This window comes from Pseudoalteromonas pernae (genome assembly GCF_039831865.1).
GTDB classification, from domain to species: Bacteria; Pseudomonadota; Gammaproteobacteria; order Enterobacterales; family Alteromonadaceae; genus Pseudoalteromonas; species Pseudoalteromonas pernae.
Map to the genome: position 1 here is coordinate 770,176 of NZ_JBDODM010000001.1, position 13,339 is coordinate 783,514.

Consider the following 13,339-nt stretch of genomic DNA (forward strand, 5'->3'; position numbering starts at 1 on the left):
CCTAGCCGCTCTACTGCCCAGTCATACTAGCCATTTCTTGCGCAATACCAGAAACGACAGTCACGTTATGTCTATCAGACCTTCCATAATCAACACTACTTTGAATGTTCAACATGTTGCATTTAATTCCAGGCGTAGGGTTAGCTCTTGGTGGGCAATCTAAATCCTGAGGTCCATCATTTTCGTGAGACATAGTCAAAGTTGCTTCAGCTCCCGGAACGACCAATGCGATAACCCCCCCGCCACCAGCGTTAAATTGTCCTTTGCTAAAATACAAAGCACTATTCGTTGCAGCTTTTTGCTTCTCAGAAAAAACCGCTCTGTCTGAATCTGCAGATGCTCGTTCGCTCGCTTCATCATAATCTTGAGCCGCATTGACTACTTTCATATCAACACTACTTGCGCTCATCAGCGTTACGGCTATTCCTGAAACAACTAACACCATGACTATCGCAGCTACCAAGACCACGCCTTGCTGCCTGTGTCGAAGAGCTACCATGTCTCCACCTCCGAATTTTTCACCTTAATGGTTGAAACGAATAATAATCGCCTAAAATTATCAGCAAAAGTTAACGACCTACTAGTTCCGCCGTCTCCCCCCAGCGTGAACGTCTTGTTTGTACGATTTAAATCAGCATCTTCTTCAATAGCTCTCACTAAAACAAACAATTGTGCAGTAACAATTTTAGATGTAACTTGCTCCCATTCATTAACTGTCATTTGCCCTGCCGTTAGGTAAGTATCAACATTGCGATCACCATCGTTATCGATTCCGTAAAGTAACCTTATATTCTCGACTCCTTCCAATACAGATTCCGTCGTCATTCCTCCAGCAGGAGTGAGTCTTTTGCGCATCAAAACTGGCACCGAAACTGTTCGGTTTCCCATTTGATATTGCTGCTCATTGACATAATAAACATGGTGCATATAACGCCACACTGTGCCATTGGCATTTGCAGCATTCACCATGTTACCATCACCAGCAAAGATTCGACCTTCTGCAATATCAGCTTCCAAATAATAACTATTCGCGCTCGTAGCTTGACCATTTATATTTTGACCGCTAACTCTTTTAATTTGAATAATATCACTCTGACCTACTGCATCTGTAATACACCCCATATTTGCGCCTTCAGTTGCCTCTAAGCCAAAAATGTACTTAAAGCTACTCGGGCTATTTTGAGGAAAACTACCATTATTCAAGCCCACACTACAATCGTTGCCAGGGTTAGCTACAGCAGTCACATCAATAGTTGTTGATTCTAGGGAGAGTCCATTAAAGGACCCCCAAAAGCCTGCCATTTCTAAGTCTTTGCCAATAATATCCAGTGCCATTCGACCAGTTTCTTGCAGCTCTCCCATTTCAATCGTATCACTGGTAGTAGTTTTCATACTCAAATAGGTGAACATAACGCCACCTAACAGAAATACGCCAACAACCGTCGCTACGACGAGCTCAATGAGAGTAAAGCCCGATTGAGAGCCTTTAATACTATTAACGCACATACGCGTATGACTCCATTGCTAACATTCTTCTGGTGTTGGTATTGCCTCCACACCCTTGCTTGCTTATACCTGCATCAGCACTACTACCCAACTCCTGCCTTGATGCCCACGTAATAGTCACATCAATATTGAGTTGTTCTGCTGCCAATGCAGCCTCGATACAAACAGTTGCATCCGCGAGTGCACCTGTATTTTCCTGACCGCGTATTGCTCTACGCCATTGTTCAGCATCATATGCTGCCAATCCACCAGGATCGCAATCCACATTAATGCAAGAGGCAAATCCAGAGCCAACACCATCATTGCTACTGATGGTTAAGTTGTATGCCCCGGCCTGTGCCCCCAAAGGGTTAGCTTTGATTCTTTCAACAATATCCTGAGCTACCCCCAAAGCAGCGGCGCGTTGCATAGAATCGTATGTCGCTTGTTTGGCACGGGCTTGAAGTGCAACAGCACCCAATAAACCAAACACTAAAACGATAAACGCAATGAGTGTTTCTAAAAGTGTGAAACCCTGTTGTTTACGCATAAAAAACCATAGTTCAATAGTAATAGTTAACAGTCTAGTTACTTCTATTTAAAGCTCAATGGGGAAAGGATTAAACGGCAGTATTTAAGGATTAAACGGTAATGGTGGTAATACTTTGGTAAAAAAGTCTTATTTTACTTGAAGATAAAGAATCAATACCAAATTACTCGCCATCATAACAACGACTTAACCAACTTCAACGCGCGCCTCGAAACAGGCAAAACGGCATTGGAACTTTTTAAGCGTACAAAGTGACCATGAACGGTTTGTTCCAACGCAGAGATTTCGTCGCAATTCACTAAGCTGTGTCTATGAATACGGATGAAGGCATTACCTAAACGCGACTCTAAATCTTTTAGTGACTCGTCCACAAGCCCTTCACTACCGTGCATAGTAACGAGCGCCGTGTACTTTCCATCGGCGTGAAAATAGCACACTTCATTAGAATTTATGCGCACCAATTTATTGCCAAGTTGATAGCTAATGTCTGCGCTTTTTGATGCACGGTGACTGGCTTGAATACGATTAACTTTAGCGAGCTTACCTAAAATATCAGCCAAAGCATGCGTTTCTATAGGCTTAAGTAAGTATCCTACGGCTTGAAGGTTCACTGCGGTGATTGCATATTCACTGTATGCTGTTGTAAAAATGATCGCTGGCGGCACGTCCATTTTCGCAAGAGACTTGGCGACATCAATGCCCGAAACATCTCGCATTTCTATATCAAGAAACACAACATCAAAGTTACCATTGGCTATCTTGGTCAATGCCTCGGAGCCATCGTCTGCTTCTGCGGCGACTGAAATGAAGTCTGAATGACTTTCAAGTAGACGCTTTAGACGCGCTCTAGCTAACGCCTCATCATCAACAACAAGCGCTTGAATCATAGCACTCGCCCCCGAGGTATCACGAGCTTTACCCTGAATTCGTTGCCAAGTTTGCGCGTGTGTAATTGCGCTGCATCACCAAACTTAAGTTGTAAGCGCTGAGCTATATTTCCCAAGGCAATTCCGTTGCCTTGCTTGCTCTCTATAGACGTTTCGTTGATGTGGTTTTGCACAACGACAGTCACCGTCTTTTGTGTTTCAACAAGCTCTACCTTAATGGTTGAATCGCCTTTCTCTCCTTGCATACTGTAATACACTGCGTTTTCCAGCAAAGGTTGTAATGTTAGACAGGGCATTGCCGTGTTCGGAATACTTTCTGGCAGTTTCCAATCTAGGTGCAAACGCTCCCCAAAGCGCCATTGTTCCAATAAGATATAACGTTTCGCCAACGCTATTTCTTGCTCGAGGGTGCTGTCCTCACCTGCATGCAGGGCTGCTCGTGATAAAGACGCTAATGCCAACGCCGCATCCTCTGCTGCATCGGCATCTTGATGCGCAAGTTCAGCAACCGTGTTTAGGGTATTAAACAAAAAGTGCGGCTTTATTCGCGCTTGAAGTGCATCAAGTTGGGCTTTTGCAAAAGCCGAGTGGGTATTCGCATGCTCGTTATAAATGGCCATAAACTGTGCAAACAGTGCGGCCACCACCAAACTAATCGCACAACTTTTAAGCACAAACCACGTGCCATAGCTAGCGCCAAAGTCACCTAAATAAGCGGTGTAGGAGGCCGTGATAAAAGTAATACATACGAGTACACAAACAACACAAATTAGTTGCGTGAGATTCGAAAGGGTGAGTTTTGTTCGGCTCAGTAAATAGAGCATAGCAATACTCAAAGAGGTGATAAATTGCGCGAGTAAACTAACTTGCCCAAGAGTCAGCCAAAAAGCACTTGAATCATCAATACTAAAACTAATAATCAGTGAAAGTGATTGCGCAACGATGAAGGCACTTAGAATGCCTCGCCCTTGACACAAGGTAGTAAGTAAAGAATAGGAGTGCGAATGAGTAGGCATCTGTACGCGCATTCAACACTCCTTTGGATTATCTTAGTTCTGCAGGGACCGCGAAGACAATATCTTCTTCACGACCAGGGTTTTCCACCGCGTCTTCACCACCTAATGACTTTAGATGACTTACAACTTGTTGAACAAGTACCTCTGGTGCTGATGCACCAGCAGTAACCCCTACTGATTGGATACCTTGCAGCCAAGCTTCGTCAATTGATTGCGCATCATCAATAAGGTAAGCCGTAGTGCCCATTTTATTGGCAAGCTCACGCAGTCGATTCGAGTTAGAGCTGTTCTTAGCGCCTACAACAAGCAGCACATCGACTTTGTCTGCCAAATCACGCACCGCATCTTGGCGATTTTGCGTTGCATAGCAAATGTCATCTTTGCGCGGGCCATCAATTTCAGGGAAGCGCGCACGCAGCGCATCAATTACATCAGCTGTGTCATCTACAGATAAGGTTGTCTGGCTGCAATAGAAAAGGTTAGATGCATCTTTAACTTCAAGCTTAGCAACATCTTCCGGAGTTTCAACAAGATAGATGCCACCCTCGTCGTTGTCATATTGGCCCATGGTGCCCTCCACTTCGGGATGACCTTGGTGACCAATCAACACACACTCGGTACCACGACGTGAAGCGCGTGTTACTTCCATATGTACTTTGGTAACCAGTGGGCAGGTAGCATCAAAGACCTTCAACTCTCGACGCTTCGCTTCACTACGTACCGCTTGCGACACACCGTGGGCACTGAAGATCACAATGCTGTCATCGGGCACTTGATCCAGCTCTTCAACAAACACTGCGCCACGGTCTTTTAAGCCGTTAACTACGTATTTGTTATGTACTACTTCATGACGCACATAAATCGGTGCTTCGAAAATATCGAGAGCACGCTCCACAATGCTAATCGCACGGTCAACGCCTGCACAGAAGCCACGAGGGTTTGCTAGCATGATTTTCATCAGTTAATCACCTCTAAAATCTCAACTTCAAATGTAAGCTTTTGACCTGCCAGTGGGTGATTAAAATCAATGGTCACCGACTGCCCTTGAACTTCACGAACAACACCTGGTAGTTCCGTTCCGTCTGGCTGAGTAAAAGCTATAATAGCTCCTACCTGCGCGGGTGCATCGGCAGTGAATTTACTGCGGTCGACATGATAGATGTTATCTGGGTTTGGCTGACCAAACGCATCTTCTGGCTCTAACTCAAAGCTTTTCTCGTCACCGGCTGAAAGACCAAGTAAACACTTCTCAAAGTTAGCGGTTAAGCTGCCATCACCCATGACTAATTTTGCAGGCTTGTTGTGTACCTTAGTAGAGTCAGCGGCCGAACCATCAGACAACTTGATAGAAAAGTGAAATACAACCTCAGAGTTTGCACCTATTACTACTTCACTCATTCACTGACTCCTTTTTACTGCTCGATTTAAAGGCATCGATTAATAACAGCGCTGCGCCAATACAAATAGCGCAATCAGCAATATTAAATTTTGGATAGTGCCAATCTTGATAATACACATGAATAAAATCAATAACATGGCCGTACACAACACGATCATACAAGTTACCCAACGCGCCGGCTAACACCAGCGAGTAGGCACTGCCCAGTAACTTATTTGACGCTGGCAAACGTTTAAGCCACCAGACTAACAACACCGAAATAACCACAGCGATAGCGCTTAAAAACCATCGCTGCCAGCCACCTGCTTCACTTAAAAAGCTAAATGCTGCGCCTGGGTTATGTACATAAGTAATGTTAAAAACTGGCAGAATATCAATGCTCTGACCGATCGTCATTGAATTAACAACATAAGTTTTGGTGGCCCAGTCGACCACCAAAATCACAGCTGTTAGCACCAACCAGATTAATCCATTTCGTTTTGCTAACACGACAACTCCTAAATGCACAAATTAAGCAAATTGACGTGTTTCACCATCGCCATCAACGTTAGTCACACAGCGACCACACAACTCTGGGTGGGCTTCAACACTACCCACGTCATCACAGTAGTGCCAACAACGCTCACATTTGTGCGCACTTGTTGCTGCAACAGCCACAGCTAAACCTTCTAATTCAGAAGCGACTACATCCGCAGGCTTGTCTGCGCTAGCAAGCACAGTGACTTTCGAAGTAAGAAGTACAAAGCGTAGTTCGTCACAAAGTGCATCTAATGTCGCTTTGAGTTCGTCATTTGCGTACAAGGTCACTTCTGCTTGTAATGTTGCACCAATCACGTCTTCTTTACGTGCGCTCTCTAGTACACGGTTTACCGCATCACGCACATTTAGGACTGTCTGCCACTGCTGGTCAGAGAATTTACCTGCAACAGATGATAAGCCTTCATACCAAGTGTCAGTGAACACAAATTCAGTGCGCTCGCCCGGTAGCACTTGCCAAATTTCCTGCGCTGTGAAGCTCAGAATTGGCGCCATCCAGCGCGTCATTGCTTCAGCAATATGATAAAGCGCGCTTTGACATGAACGACGAGCGTGAGAATCCGCTTTCGCTGTGTACTGACGATCTTTGATAACGTCTAGGTAGAATGAACCAAGCTCTCCAGTGCAGAAGTTCATCAGCTTTTGCGTCACTACAAGAAGTGAGTACTCATCGTACGCGTTGATGATTTCTTCTTGTAACTGCGCAGCACGCGAAACAATCCAGCGGTCTAACTCAACCATATCAGCAATATCAACCAAGTCAGTTGCTGGGTTGAAACCACTTAGGTTAGCCAACAAGTAACGGCTAGTGTTACGGATACGACGGTAACGGTCCGCTGCACGCTTGAAGATTTCATCTGACACTGTCATTTCTGCAGTAAAGTCTGTAGATGCAACCCATAGACGAAGGATGTCGGCACCCATTTTGTTCATAACGTCTTGCGGAGAAATAACGTTACCCAAAGATTTCGACATCTTGCGGCCGTTTTCATCAACGGTGAAGCCGTGAGTCATTACTTGACGGTATGGTGCGCGACCATGGATGGCGACGCTTGTCATCAATGACGACATAAACCAACCACGGTGTTGGTCAGAACCTTCAAGGTATAAATCTGCCGGAGAAGATAAATCATCACGGGCATCCAAAACACACGCGTGAGTTACACCTGAGTCGAACCACACGTCTAATGTATCTTGTACTTTTACATAACGTTCAGCATCTGCACCAAGCAGTGTTTCAGGGTCAAGGTCGTACCACGCTTGAATCCCGCCCTTTTCTACCAGCTGTGCTGCTTTTTCAATTAGCTCATTTGTATTTGGGTGTAGATCGCCTGTGTCCTTATCAACGAACAACGCGATTGGCACGCCCCAAGTACGTTGGCGCGAGATACACCAATCAGGACGACCTTCTACCATGTTTTCAATACGGCTTTCGCCCCAACTTGGTAGCCACTGAGTTTTCTTGATTTCGGCGATTGAATCTTGGCGCAAACCTGCTTTGTCCATCGAAATGAACCATTGCGGTGTCGCACGGAAAATAATGGGTGTCTTATGGCGCCAGCAGTGCGGATAGCTGTGCTGCAGCGCATGGTGGTGCATTAACGCACCTTTTTCTTGCAGTAATTCGATTACAGCTGGATTCGCTTTGAATACATGTTGCCCTGCAAAAATTGGCGTATCTAGTAAATACACACCATTTGCACCTACTGGGTTTGCAACTTCTAAACCATACGCAAGACCAGCCGAGTAGTCTTCTTGACCGTGACCTGGGGCCGTGTGCACGATACCTGTACCTGAGTCAGTCGTAACATGTTCACCTAAAATGACAGGCACGTTGAACTCTAAGAATGGGTGAGCAGCTTGCAAGTTTTCCAGTGCTGCACCTTTTACATAGCCAAGCGTATGGAAATGCTTAAAGCCGAAGCGATCCATACAATCTTTAACTAGCTCAGAACCCAGTACTAAACGCTGTTGATGACCTTCGTCCTCAACTTGAACCAACGCATACTCAAGGTTGGCGTGTACTGCTACTGCACGGTTTGCAGGTAATGTCCAAGGCGTTGTTGTCCAAATCACAGTGCCAATGCTGCCTGCGCCTTTGTGGTCAGCGTTGAGGGCGAAAGCTGCTTCAACGGCTTGTTCATCTGTGAATACAAATTTCACATCGATAGCAGGTGATTGCTTGTCTTGGTATTCCACTTCCGCTTCAGCAAGAGCTGAACCACAATCTGTACACCAATGTACTGGCTTAGCACCTTTGTGTAAGTGACCTTTGTCAATGATGCGACCAAGGGTACGAATTGCATTAGCTTCAAAGTCGAAGTTCATTGTTAGGTATGGGTTTTCCCAATCACCGAATACGCCTAAGCGTTTAAAATCAGCTTTTTGGCCATCAACTTGCTTAGCGGCATATTCACGACATTTTTGTCTAAATTCTGCGGCCGTCACCTTGTTGCCTGGTTTGCCTACTTTCTTTTCAACCATCAGCTCGATAGGAAGACCGTGACAGTCCCAACCGGGAACATAAGGCGCGTCAAAATCAGAAAGTGTTTTCGACTTAATAATAACGTCTTTAAGGATTTTGTTTACTGAGTGACCAAGGTGAATATTACCGTTTGCATAAGGAGGTCCATCATGCAAGATGAAAGACTTCTTACCTTTTTTCGCAGCGCGAATTTGCCCGTACAAGTCTTGCTCGTACCATTGCTTCAACATTTGCGGTTCGCGCTGGGCAAGGTTGCCACGCATTGGAAACTCAGTTTCCGGTAAGTTTAAGGTATGTTTATAGTCGCTCATTAATCCTACTTTCCGTATCGGCTACAGACTTTCGCTACGTTCAGCGTTTGTCGATAAAGTAAAAAACTGCTTTGCCGCAATGGCGTCGCGCTGAATTTGCTGCACGAGTTCATCGAGGCCATTAAATTTTTGTTCGTCGCGAAGCTTATGCATCAGCTTCACTTCAATAAATTGTCCGTATATCGACTCTTCAAAGTCGAATAAGTGTACTTCTAACAGCGCGCGAGTACCATTAAATGTGGGCTTATTACCTACATTGGCAACGCCGTTAACGAGTCGCCCTGCAATGTTCACCTGAACGGCAAACACACCACTCAACGGGCACACTTGTAGTTTTAGTGCCACATTGGCGGTTGGGAAACCAAGCTCCCTGCCCTTTTTCCAACCATGGATAACGCGCCCACTAATGGTGTAATTGTGGCCCAACATTTCTTTTGCAAGAGGCAAATCCCCCTCTTTTAGGGCATTGCGAATTGCAGTGCTGCTAACTCGAGCATTGGCCTTTTTAAAGCTTTCAGTGCTTTTCACCGCCATTGCGGTTTGTGAGCCAATCGCTTGCAGCAAAGAAAAGTCCCCTTCTCGGCCACGACCAAAGCGGAAATCATCCCCTACAGTCAACGCTTTTACACCTAGTTTATTAACCAAAACTTGGCGTACAAATTCTTCTGCACCGTAATTGGCAAACTTGGCATTAAAGCTCACGCAGATTACCCGCTCAACACCTAATTGCGCTAGCAGCGCAAGTTTATCGCGTAAGCGAGTAAGGCGCGCAGGCGCTTGCTCTTTACGAAAGAACTCTTGAGGTTGCGGTTCGAAAATCATCACGGTACTTGGAAGCTGCAAAGCTTTTGCGTCACGCAACAAGCCTTTGATCACCTCTCGGTGACCAAGATGCACACCATCGAAATTACCAATAGTGAGTACACACCCATGATGTTTGTCGCGTATGTTGTGGATTCCGCGTATAAGCTCCATCGCTCAAATGCCTTTTATTTACGCACTACTGCTGACGAAAGTGCTCGATTATAATCTTTTTTTTACTGTGATTCAGTAGTTGCCACACTTTTTATCGTACTTAGGCGCACACCGGTTAAAAATAGCACAGCAAAGTAGCTGACTGCTGCACTGACAATGAGTACGCTAAGCAAAGTAATTTGCTCTAACAACGCCCACTCTTGCCACACAAACTGTGCTTGAATTGCGTAAACCAGTACCCCCATCACAGCGCTTGCCGCAATGCATTTTATCGTGAATGCGACACTAAAGGCTGAGAAATGATACACCCCTTCTTTGGCTAATCCGCGATACAGTAAGTATGCGTTGCATGTTGCGGACATGGCCGTTGCTAATGCTAGCCCGAGGTAACCAATGAAAGGCGCGAGCATGAGGTTAAACACCATGTTCAATGCCATTGCAATAATACCAATGCGTACAGGCGTACGGGTATCTTGACGCGCATAAAAACCCGGCGCCAGTACCTTGATGAGCATAAAACTCACCAAGCCTACGGCGTACGCCGCAACCCCCATAGCAACAGCATGGACATGATCGTGTTCTGAGCTAGAAAATGCACCGTGGTCAAACAGCACGGTAATAATGAGTGGGCTAATGAGCATCAAACCAATCATGGCTGGCAGGCCAAGAAAAATTACGAATCGCACCCCCCAATCCAATGTGACCTGGAAATCCGAACCTTTATCGCCCGCATGCAGTTTGGATAAAGTCGGCAAAATAACGGTGGCGATACCAATGCCAAACAGCCCGAGCGGAAATTCAATTAAGCGATCTGAATAATACAGCCAAGCGATAGATCCCGTGACTAGGAAAGAAGCGATCACCGTGTCTAAAAATAAGTTAATTTGCGACACAGACACCCCAAATAAAGCGGGGATCATCAAGGTTCTTACTTTCTTCACCCCTTCGTCTTGCCATCCCCACCTTGGGCGAACCAACATTTTTGCGCGGTATAAAAAAGGAATTTGGAAGGCCAATTGCACCACACCGCCAACAAACACACCAATGGCAAGTGCGTAGGCACCCACATCGAACTGCTGATGCAGATAAATAGCGCAACCAATGATAGAGATATTAAGAAGAACGGGTGTAAACGCTGCTACCGCGAAGCGGTTGTAAACATTAAGGATGGCTCCACTGAGCGCCACTAATGATACGAAGAATAGATAAGGGAAGGTCCATTTAAGCAAACTCGAAGCGAGTACAAACTTATCACCATCGCCCGTGCCGTGATACCAGTCAACAAACCAACCGGCACCAAAAAGTGCCGCGATGACGGGTGAGCCAATCACCCCTAACAAGGTAACGATAATAAGTATGGTGCCCAAAGTTCCAGCCGCACGCGCAACAAATAAGCGTACAGCATCGTCCCCCTGTTGCTCTTTTATTTCACTTAAAACGGGAACAAATGCTTGAGCAAATGCGCCTTCAGCAAATAATCTGCGTAAAAAGTTAGGAATGCGATTAGCAAAAAGAAATACGTCAGCACTGGCATTCGCACCCAATAAATTTGCTACTACGGCGTCTCGAACTAGCCCCAAAACACGGGAAATCATCGTCATTGCACTGACTATCATTCCGGAGCGAAATAAACTGTTAGCCACACATCCTCTCTTGGGCTGACATTAATTGCAGCATTATGCCAATAAAATACAAGTGAATACAGCGCTGGTCTGCGACAAATTGCTTTGCTATAATCCGCCGCGGTCACAGGCCTGAAACTGCAATAACAGATCAACTTTTATTGGGTATACGGCGCATTAACCCAACATGCGCGCTGTATATATGTGTCTCCCGGTACTCATTGGCGACTCGTTACACCTGCAGTTGGCTTTGCCACGATACTAAATTTGATTGACAAATTTAAAAAAAACGGGCATAGTCCACGGCCTTTAAATATAAGCTTTATTTAAGATTGTTAGGAGCAAACCTTGGCTAACATCAAGTCTGCAAAGAAACGCGCTGTAACGAGCGAAAAACGCCGTCAGCACAACGCAAGCCGTCGTTCAATGATGCGCACGTACACTAAAAAAGTAATCGCTGCCATCCAAGCTGGCGACAAAGAAGCTGCACAAGCTGCTTTCGCTGTAGCGACACCAATCCTAGACCGTTACGCAACTAAGGGTCTAATCCACAAGAACAAGGCAGCTCGTCATAAGAGCCGTCTTGCTGCTAAGATCAAAGCTCTTTAATTAGCGCTTAATCTTAGAAAAAAACCGGCCTAGGCCGGTTTTTTTATATCTTAATTTTGTCACTAAGCAAATTCGATAGAGGGATAAAACTTTTTCAACATTGCCGCTATCTTTTTCGGAGAGAAAGGCTTCACTACAAACCCTTTAGCGCCCTTATCGATTGCATCTTTCACATTATCGATAGTCGAATGTGCGCTCACCATCACCACATTGGCTTGCGGCAGCACATTATTGATATCAGCAATCATTGCCTTACCGTCGCCGTCAGGTAATTCGATATCAAGAAAAATAATGTTGTAATCTTTTTTTGCACACGCCGACATACATTGCGCGGCATTGGCAGCCTCATCAACGTTATCTATCCCTAAGTGCATCAAAGTTTGGTTTAAAAAGCTTCTAACAGTGCCAACATCGTCCACTATTAGAATTGCTATATCGTCGTCCATTGAAACGTTCCTAAAAAATCCCAGATGCAGTGGTATTTAACTAACCTATGTTAGTCGACCACGCTATACTAAAAACGATTATATTATAGAGCCCAGTAAAGATAAGGCCAAGCACATCATCAGTTTGCATTATGGTTAAGAAAAACAGTTCAACCACTCTTTTAACTAAAACCCCTGTACGTAAGCGCTCTGCGCAGACGCGCCCATCTGCGAGCTCGCAGCAAAATAAAAACAATATGGCCTCAGACCATGCCGCGGACACAGCAGAGAATACTACAGCGCAAAACACCAAATCAGCATCAAGCAAACTTATCTTTTACGCCATAATTATCGCAATAATTGCATTTATATTTACGCCCAAACCGCAACTGCTTACCTATCAAAAATTAGGCATGGTTACATCGAGCGTCTATTTACCTCCTATTCTAGGAGGCCCGTCACTTGTGGACTCGAGCTTAGTTGTTCAATCAGAGCCTGAAGATAACAGCCTGTATTTGTGCCATGATCTAGGCCAAACAAACACCTGTCAAAAGTATCAAATAGTCAAAAGAGAGGGTGTTTTTGCAGTAATCGTGCATCTTTTTTCAGATTAAAAAAACTTATCCGATTCAGATATATTTTCTCGCTTGTTCAAGCTCCATTTGCCTCTCATAATAGCGCTCCTTTTTTAACCTATTATTACTTTGGAGTGAAGTAAATTGGACATAAACCTCGGAATTCAACTAATGCTTGGAGCTCTTGCTATTGGTGCATTCTTTATTAGTCACGGCACTTTATTGCGCATCGCAGCAAGTCTTGCCATCGGATTGTTGTTTTTTGTCCATGCACAACAGCTTGTTACTCCTAATGGGTTAACTAACATTACTCTGGTTTTAATAAATACATTTTATTTGTTTAAAGTGTATACCAGTCGTGTAGGCCGCCCCATACTGTAGGTTTACTGCGGTATAAAAAGCGAGCACTTGATACCACAGCAACACAATGCTGTGGTACACATCTAAAAAAATAAGCTAACAT

At 45.0% G+C, this 13,339-nt stretch carries 13 protein-coding genes; 1 reads left to right on the plus strand and 12 read right to left on the minus strand.

Translation table 11 applies throughout. From position 1 onward, the window contains the following. Positions 1 to 10 precede the first annotated feature (10 nt). The 11 genes from V1358_RS03330 to murJ form a co-directional block, all read right to left on the minus strand. On the minus strand, positions 11 to 499 hold the full coding sequence (locus tag V1358_RS03330) for a pilus assembly PilX family protein (RefSeq protein WP_347392584.1): 489 nt from the start codon (positions 497 to 499) through the stop codon (positions 11 to 13). Continuing rightward, entirely contained in the window at positions 493 to 1,506 is a 1,014-nt protein-coding gene (locus V1358_RS03335) for a PilW family protein (protein ID WP_440589855.1), read from the minus strand. The genes V1358_RS03330 and V1358_RS03335 overlap by 7 nt, the downstream gene beginning before the upstream one ends. After that, positions 1,496 to 2,035 (minus strand): type IV pilus modification protein PilV, encoded by a 540-nt coding sequence (gene pilV / locus V1358_RS03340; RefSeq protein ID WP_347392586.1) that lies wholly within the window; start codon positions 2,033 to 2,035, stop codon positions 1,496 to 1,498. The genes V1358_RS03335 and pilV overlap by 11 nt, the downstream gene beginning before the upstream one ends. 173 nt (positions 2,036 to 2,208) lie before the next feature. Then, positions 2,209 to 2,922, minus strand: coding sequence for a LytR/AlgR family response regulator transcription factor (locus V1358_RS03345; protein ID WP_347392587.1), 714 nt, complete (start codon positions 2,920 to 2,922; stop codon positions 2,209 to 2,211). Next, the gene (locus V1358_RS03350) at positions 2,919 to 3,950 is read right to left on the minus strand and encodes a sensor histidine kinase (RefSeq protein WP_347392588.1); all 1,032 of its coding nucleotides are present in this window, start codon (positions 3,948 to 3,950) and stop codon (positions 2,919 to 2,921) included. The genes V1358_RS03345 and V1358_RS03350 overlap by 4 nt, the downstream gene beginning before the upstream one ends. A gap of 16 nt (positions 3,951 to 3,966) precedes the next feature. Further along, the gene (ispH, locus tag V1358_RS03355) at positions 3,967 to 4,896 is read right to left on the minus strand and encodes a 4-hydroxy-3-methylbut-2-enyl diphosphate reductase (RefSeq protein ID WP_347388976.1); all 930 of its coding nucleotides are present in this window, start codon (positions 4,894 to 4,896) and stop codon (positions 3,967 to 3,969) included. Next, on the minus strand, positions 4,896 to 5,336 hold the full coding sequence (fkpB, locus tag V1358_RS03360) for an FKBP-type peptidyl-prolyl cis-trans isomerase (protein ID WP_347392589.1): 441 nt from the start codon (positions 5,334 to 5,336) through the stop codon (positions 4,896 to 4,898). Before fkpB ends, ispH begins: the two co-directional genes overlap by 1 nt. Further along, on the minus strand, positions 5,329 to 5,826 hold the full coding sequence (lspA, locus tag V1358_RS03365; RefSeq protein ID WP_347392590.1) for a signal peptidase II: 498 nt from the start codon (positions 5,824 to 5,826) through the stop codon (positions 5,329 to 5,331). The genes fkpB and lspA overlap by 8 nt, the downstream gene beginning before the upstream one ends. Positions 5,827 to 5,847: 21 nt before the next feature. After that, positions 5,848 to 8,670 carry an isoleucine--tRNA ligase gene (gene ileS, locus V1358_RS03370; protein WP_347392591.1) on the minus strand — a complete coding sequence of 941 codons (2,823 nt, stop codon included), beginning with the start codon at positions 8,668 to 8,670 and terminating at the stop codon, positions 5,848 to 5,850. A 21-nt stretch (positions 8,671 to 8,691) separates the two neighbouring features. Next, positions 8,692 to 9,645 (minus strand): bifunctional riboflavin kinase/FAD synthetase, encoded by a 954-nt coding sequence (gene ribF / locus V1358_RS03375; protein WP_347392592.1) that lies wholly within the window; start codon positions 9,643 to 9,645, stop codon positions 8,692 to 8,694. Between the two features lie 62 nt (positions 9,646 to 9,707). Next, the gene (gene murJ, locus V1358_RS03380; protein WP_347388971.1) at positions 9,708 to 11,288 is read right to left on the minus strand and encodes a murein biosynthesis integral membrane protein MurJ; all 1,581 of its coding nucleotides are present in this window, start codon (positions 11,286 to 11,288) and stop codon (positions 9,708 to 9,710) included. 327 nt (positions 11,289 to 11,615) lie between these two features. Between murJ and rpsT the strand changes: the two genes are divergently transcribed. Next, positions 11,616 to 11,876, plus strand: coding sequence for a 30S ribosomal protein S20 (gene rpsT / locus V1358_RS03385; protein ID WP_105190149.1), 261 nt, complete (start codon positions 11,616 to 11,618; stop codon positions 11,874 to 11,876). A 62-nt stretch (positions 11,877 to 11,938) separates the two neighbouring features. Here rpsT and V1358_RS03390 read toward each other — a convergent pair whose 3' ends face one another. Next, complete coding sequence (locus V1358_RS03390; protein WP_347388970.1) at positions 11,939 to 12,322, minus strand: response regulator; 384 nt, start codon at positions 12,320 to 12,322, stop codon at positions 11,939 to 11,941. Positions 12,323 to 13,339 lie beyond the last annotated feature (1,017 nt).

Bases quoted from the DNA above. Each gene is read 5' to 3' on its own strand.
- V1358_RS03335 (WP_440589855.1), bottom strand. From the start codon at position 1,506: ATGTGCGTTAATAGTATTAAAGGCTCTCAATCGGGCTTTACTCTCATT.
- V1358_RS03345 (WP_347392587.1), bottom strand. From the start codon at position 2,922: ATGATTCAAGCGCTTGTTGTTGATGATGAGGCGTTAGCTAGAGCGCGT.
- V1358_RS03390 (WP_347388970.1), bottom strand. From the start codon at position 12,322: ATGGACGACGATATAGCAATTCTAATAGTGGACGATGTTGGCACTGTT.
- ispH (WP_347388976.1), bottom strand. From the start codon at position 4,896: ATGAAAATCATGCTAGCAAACCCTCGTGGCTTCTGTGCAGGCGTTGAC.
- pilV (WP_347392586.1), bottom strand. From the start codon at position 2,035: ATGCGTAAACAACAGGGTTTCACACTTTTAGAAACACTCATTGCGTTT.
- V1358_RS03330 (WP_347392584.1), bottom strand. From the start codon at position 499: ATGGTAGCTCTTCGACACAGGCAGCAAGGCGTGGTCTTGGTAGCTGCG.
- ribF (WP_347392592.1), bottom strand. From the start codon at position 9,645: ATGGAGCTTATACGCGGAATCCACAACATACGCGACAAACATCATGGG.
- V1358_RS03350 (WP_347392588.1), bottom strand. From the start codon at position 3,950: ATGCGCGTACAGATGCCTACTCATTCGCACTCCTATTCTTTACTTACT.
- ileS (WP_347392591.1), bottom strand. From the start codon at position 8,670: ATGAGCGACTATAAACATACCTTAAACTTACCGGAAACTGAGTTTCCA.
- fkpB (WP_347392589.1), bottom strand. From the start codon at position 5,336: ATGAGTGAAGTAGTAATAGGTGCAAACTCTGAGGTTGTATTTCACTTT.